Source organism: Alicyclobacillus sp. SP_1, assembly GCF_024706985.1.
Lineage (GTDB): Bacteria > Bacillota > Bacilli > Alicyclobacillales > Alicyclobacillaceae > Alicyclobacillus_I.
In genome coordinates, this window is sequence record NZ_JAMCCX010000050.1 from 154,495 (window position 1) to 173,255 (window position 18,761).

General features: G+C 55.7%; 20 protein-coding genes and 1 other RNA gene. 14 read left to right on the forward strand and 7 right to left on the reverse strand.

The features are described from left to right. Positions 1-126: 126 nt before the first annotated feature. The 8 genes from hisS to M4I36_RS12685 all read left to right on the forward strand — a co-directional run bounded on the left by hisS (position 127) and on the right by M4I36_RS12685 (position 7,939). A complete protein-coding gene (gene hisS, locus M4I36_RS12650; RefSeq protein WP_258112109.1) occupies positions 127-1,407 on the forward strand; it encodes a histidine--tRNA ligase in 1,281 nt (426 codons plus the stop codon). A gap of 8 nt (positions 1,408-1,415) precedes the next feature. Beyond that, positions 1,416-3,206: an aspartate--tRNA ligase gene (gene aspS / locus M4I36_RS12655; protein ID WP_374986222.1), complete on the forward strand. Its 1,791-nt coding sequence runs from the start codon at positions 1,416-1,418 to the stop codon at positions 3,204-3,206. 17 nt (positions 3,207-3,223) lie between these two features. Beyond that, positions 3,224-3,408, forward strand: a non-coding RNA gene (gene ssrS / locus M4I36_RS12660) — 6S RNA. Positions 3,409-3,471: 63 nt separating this feature from the next. Next, a complete protein-coding gene (locus M4I36_RS12665) occupies positions 3,472-4,524 on the forward strand; it encodes a threonine aldolase family protein (RefSeq protein ID WP_258112111.1) in 1,053 nt (350 codons plus the stop codon). Beyond that, positions 4,524-5,801, forward strand: a complete 1,278-nt coding sequence (locus M4I36_RS12670) for a replication-associated recombination protein A (protein ID WP_258112112.1) — start codon at positions 4,524-4,526, stop codon at positions 5,799-5,801. Before M4I36_RS12665 ends, M4I36_RS12670 begins: the two co-directional genes overlap by 1 nt. Continuing rightward, positions 5,798-6,208, forward strand: coding sequence for an RrF2 family transcriptional regulator (locus M4I36_RS12675; protein ID WP_258112113.1), 411 nt, complete (start codon positions 5,798-5,800; stop codon positions 6,206-6,208). Before M4I36_RS12670 ends, M4I36_RS12675 begins: the two co-directional genes overlap by 4 nt. A 108-nt stretch (positions 6,209-6,316) precedes the next feature. Then, positions 6,317-7,480, forward strand: coding sequence for a cysteine desulfurase family protein (locus tag M4I36_RS12680; RefSeq protein ID WP_258112114.1), 1,164 nt, complete (start codon positions 6,317-6,319; stop codon positions 7,478-7,480). Between the two features lie 270 nt (positions 7,481-7,750). Next, complete coding sequence (locus M4I36_RS12685) at positions 7,751-7,939, forward strand: DUF2797 domain-containing protein (protein ID WP_258112115.1); 189 nt, start codon at positions 7,751-7,753, stop codon at positions 7,937-7,939. Positions 7,940-8,030: 91 nt separating this feature from the next. Here M4I36_RS12685 and crcB read toward each other — a convergent pair whose 3' ends face one another. Both crcB and M4I36_RS12695 read right to left on the reverse strand, forming a co-directional pair. Then, on the reverse strand, positions 8,031-8,399 hold the full coding sequence (gene crcB, locus M4I36_RS12690; RefSeq protein WP_258112116.1) for a fluoride efflux transporter CrcB: 369 nt from the start codon (positions 8,397-8,399) through the stop codon (positions 8,031-8,033). After that, positions 8,396-8,785 (reverse strand): fluoride efflux transporter FluC, encoded by a 390-nt coding sequence (locus M4I36_RS12695; protein ID WP_258112117.1) that lies wholly within the window; start codon positions 8,783-8,785, stop codon positions 8,396-8,398. Before M4I36_RS12695 ends, crcB begins: the two co-directional genes overlap by 4 nt. A gap of 181 nt (positions 8,786-8,966) precedes the next feature. Here M4I36_RS12695 and M4I36_RS12700 point away from each other — a divergent pair, with 181 nt between their 5' ends. From M4I36_RS12700 to M4I36_RS12725, 6 genes are all read left to right on the forward strand, one after another. After that, on the forward strand, positions 8,967-10,034 hold the full coding sequence (locus M4I36_RS12700) for an AI-2E family transporter (protein ID WP_258112118.1): 1,068 nt from the start codon (positions 8,967-8,969) through the stop codon (positions 10,032-10,034). A gap of 164 nt (positions 10,035-10,198) precedes the next feature. Further along, entirely contained in the window at positions 10,199-12,835 is a 2,637-nt protein-coding gene (alaS, locus tag M4I36_RS12705; RefSeq protein ID WP_258112119.1) for an alanine--tRNA ligase, read from the forward strand. 89 nt (positions 12,836-12,924) lie between these two features. Continuing rightward, positions 12,925-13,176, forward strand: coding sequence for an IreB family regulatory phosphoprotein (locus M4I36_RS12710; protein WP_258112133.1), 252 nt, complete (start codon positions 12,925-12,927; stop codon positions 13,174-13,176). Then, a complete protein-coding gene (gene ruvX / locus M4I36_RS12715; protein ID WP_258112120.1) occupies positions 13,157-13,576 on the forward strand; it encodes a Holliday junction resolvase RuvX in 420 nt (139 codons plus the stop codon). Before M4I36_RS12710 ends, ruvX begins: the two co-directional genes overlap by 20 nt. A 48-nt stretch (positions 13,577-13,624) precedes the next feature. Further along, positions 13,625-14,740 carry an endolytic transglycosylase MltG gene (gene mltG, locus M4I36_RS12720; RefSeq protein WP_258112121.1) on the forward strand — a complete coding sequence of 372 codons (1,116 nt, stop codon included), beginning with the start codon at positions 13,625-13,627 and terminating at the stop codon, positions 14,738-14,740. 76 nt (positions 14,741-14,816) lie between these two features. Continuing rightward, positions 14,817-15,185, forward strand: coding sequence for a sigma-70 family RNA polymerase sigma factor (locus tag M4I36_RS12725; protein WP_258112122.1), 369 nt, complete (start codon positions 14,817-14,819; stop codon positions 15,183-15,185). Between the two features lie 198 nt (positions 15,186-15,383). On the opposite strand, the gene M4I36_RS12730 is transcribed toward M4I36_RS12725, so the two are convergent. The 5 genes from M4I36_RS12730 to M4I36_RS12750 all read right to left on the reverse strand — a co-directional run bounded on the left by M4I36_RS12730 (position 15,384) and on the right by M4I36_RS12750 (position 18,638). Beyond that, the gene (locus M4I36_RS12730) at positions 15,384-15,590 is read right to left on the reverse strand and encodes a hypothetical protein (protein WP_258112123.1); all 207 of its coding nucleotides are present in this window, start codon (positions 15,588-15,590) and stop codon (positions 15,384-15,386) included. Continuing rightward, positions 15,587-15,907: a DUF7678 domain-containing protein gene (locus M4I36_RS12735; RefSeq protein WP_258112124.1), complete on the reverse strand. Its 321-nt coding sequence runs from the start codon at positions 15,905-15,907 to the stop codon at positions 15,587-15,589. The genes M4I36_RS12730 and M4I36_RS12735 overlap by 4 nt, the downstream gene beginning before the upstream one ends. A 49-nt stretch (positions 15,908-15,956) precedes the next feature. Next, complete coding sequence (locus M4I36_RS12740) at positions 15,957-16,136, reverse strand: hypothetical protein (RefSeq protein ID WP_258112125.1); 180 nt, start codon at positions 16,134-16,136, stop codon at positions 15,957-15,959. Positions 16,137-16,248: 112 nt separating this feature from the next. Then, positions 16,249-17,187 carry a lytic murein transglycosylase gene (locus M4I36_RS12745; protein WP_258112126.1) on the reverse strand — a complete coding sequence of 313 codons (939 nt, stop codon included), beginning with the start codon at positions 17,185-17,187 and terminating at the stop codon, positions 16,249-16,251. Continuing rightward, positions 17,184-18,638, reverse strand: coding sequence for a hypothetical protein (locus M4I36_RS12750; protein WP_258112127.1), 1,455 nt, complete (start codon positions 18,636-18,638; stop codon positions 17,184-17,186). Before M4I36_RS12750 ends, M4I36_RS12745 begins: the two co-directional genes overlap by 4 nt. Positions 18,639-18,761 lie beyond the last annotated feature (123 nt).

Here is an 18,761-nt window from a genome sequence, read left to right on the forward strand (position 1 = left end):
GGCACGTAGAATTCTCCGACATACGTCGGTCGCTTTCGTCGCAATATCCTTGCAAAATAAGCGGACAGGCACAGTTCGTAAATGAAATAGTTTTTACTCGTCAGGGTCGAAAGGAGGGCGCATGGATTGGACATTCAAAGGCCAAGAGGCACTGCCGATTTGTTGCCAGAGGCGCTCGGCTTGTGGAGTGCCTTCGAGCGCGTCGCGCTTCGCGAATTTGAACGAGCCAACTACCGAGAAATTCGCACGCCTCTGTTTGAACACACCGAACTGTTTGTGCGCGGCGTGGGGGATACCACGGATATCGTGGAGAAAGAGATGTACAGTTTTCAAGACCGTGGGGGCAGAAGTCTGACCTTGCGTCCCGAGGGTACGGCAGGAGTCGTTCGCGCTTACGTAGAGAACAAAAGGTACGGACGTGCGGACATTGACAAGCTGTACTACTTAGGGCCGATGTTTCGCTATGAGCGGCCGCAAAGCGGACGGTCTCGGCAGTTTCATCAATACGGATGTGAAGTGTTTGGCGCAGAGGCACCAGAGTTGGACGCCGAGGTTATTGCGCTGTCGTATCGAATTCTCTCCGAATTTGGTCTGACCGGACTCACCGTCGAAGTGAATTCGGTGGGCTGTGATGTGTGTCGCCCGCAGCACAAAGCTGCCATGCTCCGTCTCGTACAACCCCATGCTGAGGAGTTTTGTGGGGACTGTCAGCGCCGCATGGAACGGAATCCGCTGCGCATGTTTGACTGCAAGCACGAGACTTGCCAGCGCCTCTTGACCGAACTGCAAGTGCCACGCATCTCCGATGTACTCTGCGCCGACTGCCGCGAGCATCTCGAAGCGGTCTTGCATCACACCGCGTTACTTGGCATTCCCTGCGAACGAAATCCCAATTTGGTTCGCGGTCTCGACTACTATACTCGAACTGCTTGGGAAGTGACGGTGGCGGGCCACAGTACCGTCTCCGGCGGTGGCCGGTACAATTCTTTAGTCGCGGAGCTTGGCGGTCCGGAGACACCGGGCATCGGCTTCGCGGGAGGTGTGGAGCGAGCCGTTCAACTGGCTATCGACCAGAGTCTAACAGCGGGAGAGGATGAGCGCCTTGACGTCTATGTCGTGACCGCCGATCAAACGGCGACAGACCAAGCCACGTCGCTCGTCGATACCCTGCGCCGGGCTGGATTTATGGCCGATCGCGATTTTCAACGACGCAGCGTGAAGTCGCAGGTTAAGTCAGCGGATCGACAGCATGCTCGCTGGATGGCGGTGCTCGGAGAGACGGAATTGGCGAGCGGGACGGTCACTGTCAAAGACATGGACTCCGGTGAGCAGGAGATTTGGCCGTTTCTGGAGGTTGCCGAGCGCATGCAGGAGCGCAGGACAAAGCAGGAGGGGGAAGGCAAGTGATAGAGAAAATTGCCGCAACGGCAGATACGAGGACACACTTTGTAGTAGAAACGCTGTCGGTGGTACCTGGTACGCGAGTGACTTTGGCGGGGTGGGTACAAAGACGCCGCGATTTGGGTAGCGTGGTATTTTTGGATTTGCGCGACCGGACAGGCATTTTGCAGTTGGTTTGCGATGTCAGCCGGGGGACAGCAGAGGAGGCCATGAAAGCGGCCGATGCGGCGCGCAATGAGTACGTGGTAGTGGTCACAGGCACGGTCGTGACGCGCGAAGAAAAGTCGGTCAATCCGAAATTGGAGACGGGGCAAATTGAGTTGCTCGTGACCGAATTGACCCTTGTGAACCGGGCGAAGAATCCGCCATTTTACATTGAGGACGACATTGATGTGGACGAACAGGTTCGTCTCAAGTACCGATATTTGGACCTGCGGCGTCCCGAGATGCAACGTATGATGCGTCTGCGCCACGAAGTCTTTCAAGCATTTCGGAACTTTCTTCATGGCGAAGATTTTCTGGAAGTGGAAACGCCCATCTTGACTCGCAGTACGCCCGAAGGCGCTCGCGATTATATTGTTCCGAGCCGCTTGCAGCACGGTGCGTTCTACGCCTTGCCACAATCTCCGCAAATTTTCAAACAGTTGCTGATGGTCGCTGGCTACGAGCGATACTATCAGATTGCGCGCTGTTTTCGCGATGAGGACCTGCGCGCAGATCGACAGCCAGAGTTCACACAGCTTGACATCGAGACTTCGTTTCTGTCGATGGATGCCTTGCTATCCCTGATGGAACGGATGTTTGCGTCGGTGTTTTCGACGGTGCTCGGCGTTTCGTTGGAATTGCCGTTTCAACGTCTGACGTACGAGGAAGCGATGGACCGTTATGGTTCGGACAAGCCGGACCTGCGCTTTGACCTGCCGTTGGTCTCGTTGAATGATGTCGTCGCAAAGAGTAGCCTGCCCGCGTTCCAGACGGCGTTGGCTGAAGGCGGAGCAGTCAAAGCACTGGTTCTTCCTGGATGTGCCCATTATTCGCGGAAACAGCTCGATGACCTTGCGAAATACGCCATGTCCTATGGGCTCAAAGGACTCGCCACCCTTCAGTTGGGCGCAGATGGAATGAAGTCCTCCCTAGGGAAGTGGATGAGCGAGGACGAGTTGAAGCGAATGGCCGAAGTGAGTAACGCTCATCTGGGCGATCTCGTTCTGATCGGTGCTGGCCCGAAAAAAGTGGTTCGCCAAGCGATGGGTGCGCTGCGTCTGCATGCGGCATCGCTGCTTGGTCTGGTCGACTCCACCGCGTTTCGCTTTTTGTGGATTGTCGATTTTCCACTTTTCAGCTTGGACGAGGAGACAAAGCAGTATGTCGCTGAGCACCATCCTTTCACCATGCCTCGACTGGAAGATTTGGAGTTGCTCGAAACGAATCCAGGTGCAGTGCGGGCCCAGGCATACGACTTGGTGCTGAATGGTTTCGAATTGTCGTCCGGTTCGATGCGCATTTATCGCAGAGATATTCAAGAACGGATGTTTGCAGCACTTGGCTTTACGCCGGAGGAGGCAAAAGCGCAGTTTGGATTTTTGCTGGACGCGTTTGAGTATGGGACTCCGCCTCATGGGGGCATTGCTTTTGGGCTGGACCGCCTGGTGATGTTGATGGGCGGGGGAAAGTCCCTGCGCGACTGCGTGGCTTTTCCGAAAACCGCGAGTGCGACGGACCTGATGATGGATGCTCCTGCTGCAGTCGCCAAAAGCCAGTTAGATTTCCTCGGAATTCAGGTTGCCGAGCGGTCGAAATCGTGATACCATCCTCTTATCGATTCGCCCTGCGGTGTGCGTGATGCCCACTGTGTTTTGTTCCAACACTTTTTTGAACGGGAGTTCGATGTCTCTCCCACCTTAGCAAATGCCCGTCTGAGATGGGACTTGCGAAGTGGATGAGCAGGGCACCCACCTGCGCGAGCAGGATCAAAACCTCGGGTGACACGGCAATGGCGGGGCGTTGATAAGAAGGACACATTGGGGAGCCTTGGTGAAGGTTCCCCATTTGCGTTGGGAGCGTGATAGGATGAGTCAAATTTCAGACTTTCGCAGCGATACAGTGACGAAGCCGACGGACGCGATGCGAGACGCCATGCGAGAGGCTGTGGTCGGCGACGATGTCTACGGTGAGGACGAAACGGTCCGACAGCTTGAGCAACTTGCAGCCGAGTTGATGGGCAAAGAAGCCGGACTGTTTGTCACGAGCGGCACGCAGGGCAATCAAGTGGCCATCGCGACGCATGCTGGCCGTGGCGACGAAGTCATCGCGGAGAGTGAGTCTCACGTTTTCTACTATGAAGCGGGGGCTGTTGCGGCCATCGCGGGCGCGCAACTTCGGCAGTTGCCGGGCAAGCGTGGGGTGATGGACCCAGAGCACATTCGTGAAGCCATCCGCACTCCCAACATTCACCATCCGGTCACAAAGCTCATCTGTGTTGAAAATACTCACAATCGCGCAGGAGGAACGGTCATCCCCGAAGCGGCTCTGCGGGAGACCGCTAACATTGCCAGGGAACACGGCGTGGCAGTGCACATGGACGGAGCGAGGTTGTTCAATGCAGCAGTTGCAATGAATGTGCCAGTTGCAGAATTGGCCGCACATGCGGATTCCGTCCAAGTTTGTCTATCAAAAGGGTTGTGTGCGCCCATCGGATCGGTCCTTGTTTCCAGCCGCGAGTTCATCGAGCGCGCACGCGTTTGGCGCAAACGCCTCGGAGGTGGGATGAGACAAGCTGGGGTGATTGCAGCGCCGGGTATTATCGCACTATCCACGATGGTGGAGCGACTGGAGGAAGACCATCGCCTAGCCACTCGCTTGGCGTCCGAACTGGCGAGTCTGCCGGGTCTTGAGGTCAATCTCAGCTTGGTGGATACGAATATCGTCCTCGTCGACATTGCCAAGACAGGCTACACCGTGGACGAATTCCTCGCGGTGCTTGCAGAAGAAGGATTCTTGGCCACTTCATTTGGCAAAACCGTGTTGCGTTTTGTGACGCATCGCGACGTCAGTGATGTCGATGTGGACCGTCTGATTTCGTATCTGTCATCTCACCTACGGCGGCCGAGCGAGGTGCACTAATGGACCTGTTTGAGCGCGCCAGTCAGTCCAAAGTCGCAGAACAGGCACCGCTTGCCTACCGCATGCGCCCGGTCACATTAGATGACATCGTGGGCCAGCCTGACGTGGTCGGCGAATCGAGTGCGCTTCGTCGCGCCGTTCTCGCGAAACGCCTCATGTCGGTATTGCTCTATGGACCGCCCGGTACTGGCAAGACGTCGCTCGCGCATGTGATTGCAAGGGAATCGGGTGCCGTTTTTGTGGAACTCAATGCGGTTTCGGCGGGTGTGGCGGACCTTCGCCAAGTCGTCCGGGAGGCAACGGAGCAGCGCGCGCTCTATGGTCAGAAGACGCTCGTGTTCATCGACGAGATTCATCGGTTTAACAAAAATCAGCAAGACGCCTTGCTCCCCCATGTGGAGGCGGGACTGTTGACGCTGATTGGTGCGACCACTGAAAATCCATACTTCGAGGTCAATCCGGCCTTGCTCTCACGGTCGCTCCTGTTTCGGCTGCAACCGCTTGACGACGCCTCGGTTCGCCTGCTTCTCGGACGTGCTCTCGCGGACGAGGAGCGTGGTTTGGGGTCGGTTCGTGCCGAGGTCACGGAAGCGGCATTAGCGGTCTTTATTCGTCACGCGGCCGGAGATGCAAGGCGCGCACTGAACGCTTTGGAACTCGCCGTGTTGACGGCACCGCTCGGCGCAAAGGGAACTCCGGTGGTCGGTGAGGCGGACGCCCTAGCTTCCTTGCAAACGACGCCTGTTCTTTACGACAAGGCGGGAGACGAACATTACGATACCATTTCTGCTTTCATCAAAGCGGTGCGTGGTTCGGATGTGGATGCCGCGCTGTTTTGGCTGGCGAAAATGGTCGTGGCTGGGGAAGATCCGCTCTTTATCGCACGCCGTCTCATCATCCTTGCCGTGGAGGATATTGGGCTTGCTGAACCTTACGCCCTGACCGTCGCCGTCTCTGGACTGCATGCTCTTCAAGCCATCGGCATGCCGGAAGGACGCATTGTTCTCGCCGACGTCACGGCGATGTTGGCAAGAGCGAAAAAGTCGAATGCTGCTTACAAAGCGCTTGATGCGGCGATTGCGGATGTTCGGGCGGGTGTCACCGTATCGGTGCCACTCCACTTGCGGTCCACCGCCTATGCGGGGAGTGCCAAACTCGGCAACGGGATCGGCTACCTATATCCTCACGATTTTCCTGGACATAGGGTGGAACAGAGTTACTGGCCGGAAGGATTGCCGCCGAAAAAATACTTAGAGGAAGAGGAGCTCGACGGTTGAAAATCTCAACAAAAGGACGCTACGGACTCATGCTCATGGTCGATTTGGCGATGAACGATGCGGGCGATCCGGTCTCCTTAAAATCGATTGCGGCAAGACAGGGATTATCGGAGCATTATTTAGAGCAACTCATCTCCCCCTTGCGCAATGCTGGCTATGTTCGCAGTGTGAGAGGGGCTTATGGTGGGTATCAGCTGGCTAAGCCGCCGACAGACATCAGCGTGCGGGAGTTGTTTGTGGTCTTGGAAGGTCCGATTGACTTTGTTGACACGGACGTGGACGACGGCTTGGCTAAGCTGTGGAGTCGCATGCAGACATCGCTGTCTGATGTGTTGGAGTCCATCTCACTTGCCGATTTGGTCCAAGACCGTCAGTCGGATGCCGCGGGCTATATGTTCTACATCTAGGGCCTGATTTTGGCCCTGATGTTGCACAAGAGTTTTCTCGAGACATGCAAAGAGCGGATGCAGCTTCTCGGGAGGCTTTCTGCAGTACCGCTCTGTCGAGGAAGGAAGATGGCCATGATTTACTTCGATAATGCCGCAACCACGCCAGTGGATGAGCGTGTCGTGCTTGCCATGACTCCTTACCATTCGGACATCTACGGCAATCCGTCGAGTCTCCATGCGGCTGGTCGGGAGGCTCGCAGGGCTTTGGCGTTGAGCCGCGAGTCGATTGCCAAATGGCTTGGTGCAACCCCTGCGGAGTTGGTCTTTACGAGTGGGGGTACGGAGGCGAATCATCTGGCACTGTTCGGTAGTTATCTGGCAGCCCGGGAGACCGTGGAGGTACCGCACTACGTCGTCAGTCAGGTCGAACATCATGCGGTGCTCGACACCATGTCCCTGCTCACGGCACTGGGTGCCAAGGTCACCTTTGTGTCTCCAGACCCAGCAGGACGCATTGCCCCGGAGGACGTGGTTGCGGCAATCCGTCCGAATACCGTGGCCGTGTCTGTGATGGCCGTCAACAATGAGCTGGGGACCGTCCAACCCATCGAAGCGATTGCTCTGCGTGTCAAAGAGGTCAATCCGCGCATTGCTGTGCACACAGATGCCGTGCAAGCCCTCGCCTGTGAACGCTTGGATATGTCCCACTCGTTGGTCGATCTCGCTGCTTTCTCAGCGCACAAAATTCACGGGCCGAAGGGGATTGGCCTGCTCTATGTCCGAGCGGGGACAAGGCTGACAGTCGGTCACGTTGGCGCCAGACAAGAGCGAGGTCGGCGCCCTGGTACCGAGAATGTCGCAGGGATTGTCGGCTTTGCCAAAGCGGTTGAACTGTTGGAAGCGGAGTGGGAGAGCCGGCAAGCACAAGTGTGCGCCGTGCGGGAAGCATTTCTGTCACGAGTACAAAGTCTTCCAGGCGTCACTCTGCTCAGTCCACATGATGGGGCACCGACCATTGTCAATCTCTCACTGGCAGGCACCGAGAGTGAGACCACACTGATGCGGATGGATCTCGCAGGGATGGCGGCATCGGCAGGTTCTGCCTGTACGGCGGGAACGGCAGAGCCAAGCCATGTGTTGCTCGCCTGCGGGTTGGCGGACGACGTAGTGCGCGGCGCCATTCGGTTCAGCTTCTCTCATCAGAATACCGTGGAAGAGGCCGAAACGGTTGGTGTTTGGATGGAGCGGTTGCTGACTGGACACGCTCCAGCAACTTTGTCTAGACAGTAGCGTGAAAATCGAAGTGACTAATGAATTTTGTGTGTCTTATCCAATTTCTGCATTGCGGTCAGTCAAGCTCCGGCGTATGATAATTGTGACGACTGGAAGAGATTGAAACGGATTATTTCGAGTTCAGCAATGTTACGGCGTGTAATTTTGTTCGTTTCTAGTCGATGTTTATTTTGGTTTGCATGTTTAAGGTTTTGGATATCTTGTAAGTACATCCGCGTAGCGACATTCTTCGTCGGTCTTTGCCGATAAACAAAGGAGTCCTGTCAAATGAGATGCCCCCACTGTCAGTGTCGTGACATAGGGAAAATTGGCGCCAATCAGTTCTATTGCTGGAATTGTTTTAAGGAATTCAACGTATCCGGCGAAGAAGTACGGGTGTTCGATGTTGCGGAAGATGGTTCGCTCGTCTCCGTTGAGGCGATGGCGGAAGAACTGGAATACGGTACCGGGGCTTAGGGTTTAAAATCGGTGCGTGAACAGGCCAGTCTTCGGACAAGCCCCCAGCACATGGGGGCTTTTTTCTGTTCGGCGCTAGACTGGTGAAAGATTACGGCAGTCCGAAGAGGCCAATAGCCGCCGCCGCAATGCCAAATACAAGTGAGAACCCAACATAAAGCAATGCCGCTGCGATACGCTGCTCGCGCAACAAAGTCGTCGTTTCGTAAGAAAAGGTGGAAAATGTCGTATACGCGCCGCACATGCCAACGCCGAGGATGAGCATTGGGGCGTCTCCCAGTGACGGAAAGTAGCGCGCAAGTGAAGACGTGAACCAACCCAGCAAAAACGCGCCGGACACGTTGATGAGCAATGTAGGGTAAGGAAACGTAAAGGAAAATCGCTCATTCAACCATTGCCCAAGAGAAAATCGCAAGAGCGCTCCGACCACTCCGCCAAATCCGACGAACAAGAAACTCATGATGGAGCACCTTCTCGTCGCCACGGTTGCTCTGCTAATAGGACGCCGAGATAAGCCAAACAGGGTCCGAAGATGGCAGACAGAGCCAGGTAGAAAAAGCTGTCCCACCACAATCCGGACTTCCACAAATTCCACAGTTCTACCGTGAATGTAGAGAATGTTGTGAAAGCGCCGACGAGTCCGGTTCCGAGACCGATTCGAATCGTTGGGTGCACCTTCCACTGCTTGCTCGTGGCTGTGTAGAACCACCCTAAAAACAGGCTTCCACTCCAGTTGATGAGCAGCGTGTCGAGCGGAAAGCCGGACACGGTTCCCATCCATTCCGAGATACCATAGCGCAAACAAGCTCCGAGAAAGCCGCCTGCGCCAACCGCCAAGTATTTCACGAAAAGTCCTGCCTTTCCGCTTCTGCATTGGCTGCTTATCGCCAGCTCGCTTCGCACGTCAAGTAGACCATTCCGACATTGGGACATGCATTCGTAGTATAGGACGAATGCCGTAGGTACACAAATGAACTAGAGGACAATCGCATAGACTAGTCCCATGAAGGCTTGGAGGTCGAGACACATGCGCATCCGATTGTCTCGCTACACAGAGGCAGCACTGGCAGTTCTGCTGACGCTACTTTGTGTCTATTTACTGGGGCAACTGCGAGGTTTCTTTCACGATATTTGGATGGTTGCTAGGGCGGTGTTGTTTCCGTTCCTCGCGGCCTTGATTGTTACGTACATCCTGCAGCCGATTGTTCAAGTTCTGTCCAAGCGAAAAGTTCCTCGCACAATCGCCATCTTGCTCATCTACGTGGTTGCAGCGCTACTGATTGCGCTGGCTCTCTCGCACACGGTACCTACGATTACCCGACAGTCCAATCAGTTGGTCCACAATCTTCCGTCCATGATGGCTTTTGTCAACCAGTGGGTAGACGACATTGTTCGCAGAAAACAATATCTTCCAGACGCTTTGCGCGTGGGGATGGAAAATGCTTTGAATCGGCTGGAGTCGCAAGTGACCGGGTGGTTCTCTGGCTTGTTCACGGTGGTGTCGGGGGTCTTGAACACCGTATTTATGGTGTTTCTCGTGCCGTTTTTAGTGTTTTACATGTTGAAGGATGGCCGAGGTATTGGCAGGGCAGTCGTCCGCTTGTGGCCAAAGAGTCGAAGAGAAGAAGCGAAATCCTTGCTGCTTGGCATTGACGCTACGCTTGGCCGTTACATTCGCGGGCAGTTGTTGGTCATGCTGGCGGTAGGCATTCTTGCCTACATTGGCTATCTGGTCGTCGGCATGCCCTATGCGCTGATGCTCGCTTTGTTCCTTGCGGTCGCCGACATCATCCCTTATATTGGCCCATTTATCGGTGCAGCGCCTGCACTACTTCTGGCCTTGCCCCTCGGATTTGGAATGGTCGTGAAAATTCTCATTGTCAACGTGATCGTCCAGCAGTGCGAGGGCAATCTCATCTCCCCGCAAATTATGGGACGTTCGTTGCGCCTGCACCCCATGGCTATCGTCGCCGTACTTTTGCTCGGCGGAGAACTGGGTGGCATCCTCGGGTTAATTGCCGCAGTGCCGCTTTTGGCTGTCGCCAAAGTCATCTGGTTGCACGTTCGGCCCGGAGAGGACACGGAGCAACATTGACAGTGCGTTCACCGCTTCGGTACAATTTCGCAGATACGCAAGATGACACAAGTCCTCGAATCATCAGCCGCAGTGGCGGCAGACGGTCGTTTTCGAGGAACCGGAGCTGTGAGATTCCAGTCCGCTGCTTGCAGGTGGCTATTTGGCGAATAGGAGTGGGTAGGGTGAAATCGCGGAGCGGTCAAGACATTCGTCGCTTGTACAAGCAGTTTTTTGCGGAGCGTGGGCATCAAGTGGTGCAGAGTGCCAGTTTGGTCCCTTATGACGACCCGACTTTGCTATGGATTAACGCAGGCATGGCGCCGCTCAAACCGTATTTTGATGGTCGGGAGATTCCAGACAATCCGCGCATCGTCTCGTCGCAAAAGTGTATTCGTACAAACGACATTGAAGAGGTCGGGAAAACTGCGCGGCATCAGACGTTTTTTGAGATGCTGGGTAATTTTTCATTTGGGGATTATTTTAAGAAAGAGGCTATCGGATGGGCGTGGGAGTTTCTCACAAAGTCTCTCGAGATGGATGCCTCGCGCCTGTCGGTCACGGTGCACTTTGAAGATGAAGAGGCGTTTTCTATTTGGCACGAACAAGTCGGATTACCGGAAAGTCGGATTTATCGCGGTAAGGAAGATAATTTTTGGGAAATAGGAGAAGGGCCGTGCGGACCCTGTTCCGAAATTTTTTACGATCGCGGTGAGCACTTTGGCTGCCACTCGACCACTTGTCAACCGGGCTGTGATTGTGATCGCTATTTGGAAATTTGGAACTTAGTCTTTACGCAATTTAACAAAGAAGCGGATGGTTCGTATACGCCGCTGCCGAAGAAAAACATCGATACGGGCAGTGGTCTGGAACGCTTGGCGTCCGTTTTGCAAGATGTGCCGAACAACTTTGAGACGGACTTGTTCATGCCCCTGATGCGGGCGGTTGAGCGCGTATCGGGACGGACTTACGGTGAGCGTGCGGAAGACGATGTGCATTTTAAAATCATTGCCGACCATTTGCGTACGGTTTCATTTGCCGTCGGGGATGGTGTGTTGCCAGGGAATGAAGGACGCGCTTACATCATTCGGCGGTTGCTGCGCCGCGCGGTTCGAAGTGGGCGAAAGCTGGGAGTAGAACGACCATTTTTAGCTGAATTGACGACTGTGGTCGCGGCGATGATGGGGGACGACTATCCGGAAGTGCGCGAGAAACAGAGCTTCATCGAGCGCGTGGTGCGCACCGAGGAAGAGCGGTTTCAGGAGACATTGACGGAAGGCGAGCATCTTCTTGAAGCTCGCATTCGAGACCTGAAGCAGAGTGGACTGACTGAGTTGTCTGGCGAAGATGCATTCCGGCTCTACGACACCTTTGGCTTTCCCATCGATTTGACGATTGAACTAGCGGCCGAGAGCGGCATCTCGGTTGACCGAGCCGGGTTTGAAGCTGAGCTGGAAATTCAGCGGGAGCGTGCTCGGTCTGCCCGCCATCAGTTTGACGGCATGCAAAGCGACCGAACCGAGGTTGAGAACATCACGGTGCCGTCTCGCTTCGTAGGCTACGAAGAGACGACCGCTGCTGCGACAGTCGTGGCCATGCTTGCCGACGGGAAGACGGTAGCAGAACTTCACGCCGGACAAGCCGGTCAACTGCTCCTCGATGTTACGCCGTTTTACGCCGAGAGCGGCGGTCAGTTGAGCGATACTGGAGAAATTCGCACGGAGACGGGCACGTGCCGCGTCACGGCGGTTACGAAGGCGCCCCATGGTCAGCACCTACACTCAGTGATGGTCGTTCAGGGTAGTCTTCTGCTCGGGCAGCAAGGGTATGCGGCTATTGACGAGACGGCACGCCGCGACATCATCAAAAATCACACGGCAACGCACCTTCTTCATAAAGCTTTGCGACAGGTGCTCGGAACGCATGTCGCACAAGCGGGTTCTCTGGTTGCACCAGACCGACTGCGTTTTGATTTTTCGCACTTCGGGTCACTGAGTTCAGAGGAACTGTCCGAGGTGGAGCGGCTGGTCAACCAAGACATTTTCGCGGATTATGAGGTGCATATCGAGGAAAAGAGCTTGGAAGAAGCGAGAAAAACAGGTGCGATGGCACTGTTCGGGGAAAAGTACGGTGAGCGGGTGCGCGTGGTCACAGCAGGAGACAGCGTCGAGCTCTGCGGCGGGTGTCACGTTGCGCGAACTGGACTCATTGGACAGTTTCTTATTCTCTCGGAAACGGGCATTGGCTCTGGCGTGCGCCGAGTAGAGGCGGTCAGCGGGCGCGGGGCGTACGAATATGTCTGTGAACAGAGAGGACGGCTCGAACAGGTAGCCTCGATTTTGAAGTCTGGTGTCCACGATGTGGTCGACCGAGCCACGCGCTTGCAAGAGGAGCACCGAGAGTCCCTTCGCCAAGTCGAGTCTCTGCGGGCGCGGATGACGCACGCGCGGGTCGAGGACTTAGCGCGCGCTGCGGAAGACCTCGACGGCATCCACACGCTGTTGCAAGTCGTCCCAGATGCGGACGCTGCACTGCTTCGCGAAATGGTCGATGGACTGAAGCAAACGTGGCATGGCGCTAGTTACGTGATTGTTCTTGGATCTTCTTCGGCAGAGAAGGCGGTCTTTGTGGCGGCTGTCTCCGAAAATCTTCAACATCGAGGATTCCATGCTGGCAAGTTGGTCAAAGCGGTCGCAGAGGTTGCAGATGGTAGCGGTGGCGGTAAGCCCGATTTGGCGCAAGCCGGAGCTAAGTCGCCGGAAAAAGTATCCATGGCCATTGCGAAATCCCGCGAATTTGTTCTACAAATGAAGGGGAACTAGTTCGTGCCGACGAATTAAAAAAAGACCGAGTGTTGTCGGCGTTCGAGAGGAATGAGGTGTAGAGGGTGGAACGGCACTTTGATGAGACCATGCACTTTCCGTCGCGAACGGAGAATTCGGACGTGAAAGCCGCTTTTCAATTGGCTTACCGTGCCTTATCTGAGAAGGGATATAATCCAATTTATCAAATTGCTGGTTACTTGATTTCGGGCGATCCTGCTTATATCACAAGCCATCTGGACGCTCGAAATACGATTCGGCGCATGGAGCGTGACGACCTTATCGAAGAATTAGTGCGGGTATATGCGGAGATGGTGCTGAATGAGAGTGCTCGGAGTTGATTATGGGACCGTTCGAATTGGCTTGTCGCTTTCTGACCCCACGGGTTGCATTGCGCAGGCACATGGCTTTGTGGCCGGCGGGAATGACAAGAAAGCGGCAAGTGGCCTGCTGAAGATGGTTCAGGACTTTCACGTGGAGCGGATTGTGGTCGGCGTGCCACTTCACATGAATGGCTCGGAGAGCGAGTTGTCGGCGAAAGTTCGTCAATTTGGGGCTCTGCTTGAGCGAGTGTGCGGCGTGACGGTGGTGTATGTGGACGAGCGTTTGACCACCGTCACGGCCGAGCGTATGCTTGTTGAGGCAGATGTGCGGCGGAGCAAACGAAAAGGGGTTGTTGATTCCGTGGCTGCGACGGTATTGCTGCAGTCCTACTTAGATAGTCCCGCTGCTCGAAGATAAAGACTTCTGCGGGTGCGAGTCTACAAGAGTATCATAGGAGCGGTGAGTTTGAAAAAGCATCTGGCTTTACCCCCGCCGGAGGGCAGTCGACGGCGGGCTTTTCGATGGCTTCTTGGATTAGGTGCTGTAGTTGTTTTGATGGGAGTTTCGCTCGGTTGGTTTTTTGAATCGCTGCAACCTGTCGTCACAGGGAAAGCTTCGCGAGCCATTCCTTTTGAAGTGAAACGCGGCGACACTCTGCGAGACGTTGCGACACGGTTACGCCAACATGATTTGATTCGAAATGCTTGGACGTTTTTAATCTATGCGCGCTTTCTGGCACCGCATGCCCCAGTCCAGGCTGGGTTGTATAAAGTTTCCGCGGCGGATACTCCGGCTAGCATGTTGTCGATTTTTCAACAAGGTAAAATCTACGTGCCAGTCATCAAGGTGACCTTTCCTCAAGGTTTTACCGCGGAACAAATGGCGGAGCGCCTTCAATCAGAAGGCGTGTGCTCCGCCGCGTCGTTCATGAAAGCTGCGCAGAGTACGGATTATAACGAGCCGTTTGTTCGGCAAATTTCGAAGAGCCCGCTCGTCAAGACGCGTTTGGAAGGGTATTTGTATCCAAACACGTACGATTTTTACAAAGGCGAGTCTGCCCATGACATTGTCAATGAGCTATTGCAGGAGTTTGCTGTCATGGTCACGCCGAAGATGATGCGGGACATTCGGAAGGAAGGCGAAACCCTTCCCGAGATTATCACTGAGGCGTCTCTGATTGAGAAGGAAGCATACCTGCAAAGTGATAAACCACTGATTGCGAGCGTCATTGACAATCGATTAAAGAGAGGTATGCCTTTGCAGATTGATGCGACGTTGGAGTATGTTCTAGGCTATCATCGCACGTTGACCATTGCCGATGAACAGGCAAAAAGTCCGTACAACACGTATTTGCACTACGGTCTGCCGCCTGGTCCGATTGCCAATCCTGGAATTCATTCGATTGAGGCGGCCATTCATCCAGCGCATACAGACTATTATTACTATGTTGCCAAGTACAATGGCACGGGTGGTCACTATTTTGCAAAGACGTATGCGCAACAGCTTCGGAATGAGCAAAAAAGCGAGCAGAACTATCGGAAATTGATGGAGAAACAGGCGCAGGCGGATTCTTCCCATTAAAGCTCTCACAAAAAGCAGGCAGGTTGCAGAGATTCGAAGCATAAAATACTGCACGAAGTCTGCCGGAGGTGATGAGGTGACGGGGCTCTTCGCACTGCTTGCATTTTTGTTGCGTGATGTGTCCATCTTTGTATCCCACGTAAAAAACAACAATTTTCCGCAACCTCTCTCGTCAGAAGCCGAGTCTGAATTGTTAGAGCGGTGGTCATCCGGAGATACAGAGGCGCGCAATACACTCATTGAACACAATCTTCGGCTCGTGGCGCATGTGGCGAAAAAGTTTACGACTCGACCCGACGATACGGATGATTTTATTTCCATCGGTACCATTGGGCTCATCAAAGCAGTGGAAAGTTATCATCCGAATCGCGGGACGAAGTTGGCGACGTATGCAGCTCGCTGCATTGAAAACGACATATCAATGTCTAAAGGGTGCTGGAGATGATTCGGGCATACCAGGATCAATGCTTGCCATCAATGACCGTCCAGAGCCTCCAAAATGGCCTGCTTCCCTGCACGGGTGAAGAGCGAGTCTTACGATGTCATCGGGGCGGATGTTCGTCTTGGATAGATTCTTGTTCTTTGCGATGGACAGGGCAGATTTCAAGGACAATCCGTATCCATTGCGGTGATCGATTTTGTCTCACTGAAATCCATGTATGTCAGCATAGCCACTCCACTCTACGAGTGCAATGGCCGACGCTTTCAAACGGCGGTGTACACCATGTCCCTCATGGTGAATCCGTGCGTCACGGCTCGCGACAACCGCGAGCCGTGACGCAACAAGCCCCTTTGCAAGGGGAATCGAACTGCACCCGACGTGTGGCGGGCGGCGTCCGTTCGCCGTCAAAAATCCATCCCCTCGTGGTACTTTCGTTCCTCGTACGCCCAGTCGACTTCGCGGTCGTGAAAATCCTCAAAAACTTGTTCCACGATGGGCCGATATTTTGCCGCGGGCAGCCCCCCATCCCAACCACGATCGTAGTTGACCAGTGCATCCCGTACACCACTTCTCTGGCGTGGGGCGATGACCAGGGCAGAAATTCGCCCGTCGTTGATGCCGAACGTGGATGGCTCGTCAAACACGCGCGCGTACACGAAGTATCCGTCTACGTAGCCTTCGTACCATGTTCCGCCGAATTGACTGGGTTTCATGGTCCATTCCATGGTTTTACCCTCCTGGGGTTCGAAATAGGTCCCGAGTCGATGTGCAGCGTTAATTGTTTTCATCGACGACAATGCAGTACACGCTGTTGTGGTCACCGATCTGGAACCAATACCCATACACCATGTGCGCGTACGTGATGAGTTCGAACGCTTCAGCCTTGCTCTCGACCTTGACACGGCCTTCTTTGCGCACGCGTCTCACCTTGTCTTTCAACTCGGCGTCCTGCATGTTGCCGTCCTCCTTTCGCAGTGTGTCATCGTAGCTCTGTAGCCTCATGGAAGCAACGCGGAGACTTGGGTTATTGCTGTCTCCTTCGACCATGAACACGTATTTGCGATGCCTATGGTGCGTTCGTCGGTTGCGGCGCCATCGTGAGCGGCGGTGTGAGGGCCAGGTTTGGCGCAGACGGGCTCACAAACCACAGTACGGGCAATGGGACGCCCTGTTCCTCGATCGAGGCTGTGACGCCTCGTGTGGCGGCGATTCCGAGCGGTTCCCCAGCATGGACAACCTGCGCCATCGACAGGGTCGGGCGCAACCCCTGTTCGGTCACGGTGAGTCCGTTCCCAAGATCCAGCGTGACGCTCCTGCCTGTGACCGACGTGACGATGCCCGTGTGAATGGCGCGTACCGAGGCATCGGGTGGGCAGTGGATGGTGATACCGAGTGGTTCTCCGTCGGAACCCGCCACGGCTGAGAATGGCTCCTTCGCATCGGTCACAGGCCACACCCACTCGGAACCGAGCGGGTTCCACGTCTGGTAGATGGTCGCCAAACGCAGGACCTCGCGTACATAATCGGTCGAGTGGTTGTACTGAAAGACGGCTTGCACAGGATTCTTCGCCACCCCGGAGGCGGCCAGGTAGCGGGCGGCGGTGAAGATGGCGTCGACCGGATCGTACGGGTTCGCCTCCCCGTCGCCGTCCGCATCGACGCCGTACCTGGCCCATGTGGCAGGCTCAAACTGCATCCACCCGATGGCGCCGGCGGATGACACGGATAGGTTCCGTCCGAAGTCGGTCTCCACCCGGTTGATGCCCGCCAAAATCGCCCACGGCACATGGTACTTGGCCCCCGCCGCGTGGTAGAGGGGGAGCAACTGGGGCGGAATGGGCTCGACGGCGGCCGCGGACGAAAAGGGAAGAGCGTTGTCCCCCGAGGAGATGACGGCGCCGAGCGACACGAGAAGGAGCAGGAACAACAGAAGGATGATCGCGACACCCCAGATGCCAAGTGCAGTCACGACCCAGCCGAGGAGGATGCGGGTGGGCCGTTTCACGAGCCGTCACCGCCGTCGTCGTCGCGACCCTTGGGGCGGAACCGGCGGACTACGTTCTTGGCAAAATCGGACGTACGGCCCACGGACGTGGAGGTTTCGCGCCAGTGATCGCGCACATACACCACCGAGGTGCGCAGCATCTCGTGCGGCGTGGGTGCGCCCACCTTCGAGAGCACCGCGCCGAGCACGCGCTTGCGAAACAAAAACGCAAGGAAGAACAGGAGAGACACGAGAACCTGCTGCAGGAGCAGGAGCCCGGTGGTCTTTGTCACCACGTCGGCGAGCAGCAGGGTGAGGCCGAAATACAGGCCATACACCACCTTCGTTCCGAGCGCCCCGATGAGCCAGCCGAGCCATGCGCGCACCACGCCGAACCCGCGACCAGGCAGAACACCGATGAGAAACACCATCGGGGACACGAGGATGAGCGCCAGCGCCATCTCCTGTGCGGCGATGAGCATCCCGGCCACGACGGCGACAAAGAGCAGGAACGCCAGCGACGCGACCAGCGAGAAGAGCGCGATCACCATGCGCGGTACGACGCTTCCCGCGCCCAGGACATCCGGCATGTCCGCGTGTCCCGCGTGGTCGATGGACGGATTCCCGAGGGTCGTGGCGAGGATGGTGCGCTGCTGGGATCCGTCCGGGTAGGCGCGCATCAAAACCATCCAGTTCTCGCCGGGTGTGACGGGCAGGGAGAGGTTGTCGGCTGCGGCGGTGTTTTCGATGGCCGTCGCCTCCGCGGGCGTGACGCGGATCGGCTGTCCTTCCGTGCGGTCAAACTCCCCAATGATCCAGGGCCGGGTGACGAGCAGATCCCAGACCTGGTTGGCCGTCACGACAAGCTCCGTGTCGGCCGCTTGCGTCGGAGAAAGCGATGATGATGTTCCCTCAATTTGCTGAAACGGTTGTGCCAGCGCTCCCATGGTCACCTGCGACAGTTGGTCCATCGTCGTCGAGAGAAATCGGATGTCGGGGCCGCTGTTCGCCATGAAAAAGAGACCCCCGGCCAGAACGACGACGCTCGCGAGAAGGCCGGACCAGGCCCGCGCCGACTGGTTGTCGACCATCGCCTTTTTGACCACCCAAAAGCCGACCGCAATCAAGCTGAAGGGGAGGAAACGTCCGAACAGGCTCTGGCGCAGCCCGATGAGCAGCGGCGTGACGGCGGCGAGTTGGTCGTTGACGAGTTGCGTGTGAAACCCGAGTTCCGCCAAAAAAATGCCAAACCGGGTGATGAAGCCCGAGCCAATAAAAATCCAACTGGCGATCGCATTGCCAAGAAACGGGATCGGATCATTCAGGTTCGGTTTGAGACCGCCCCATTCCCAGGTGATCAGGTTGTACCCGAGGTCAAACGCGTACCGGTCCGGAGGATCGGTTTGGTATGTCGGCGCGACATCGGTGGTGACGCCGATTTGCCGTTCGGTCGGCAGGATTTGGTTCACCATCGAGGGAGGCTGCGCAGCCGCAAAAACGGGTGGGGAGGGGGCGATCCCAATGCTGTCAACTTAAGCGATCCGAATTCAATTTGGGACAAAAAGGAAGATTGATGAGCATTGTCCGTCTGCCTT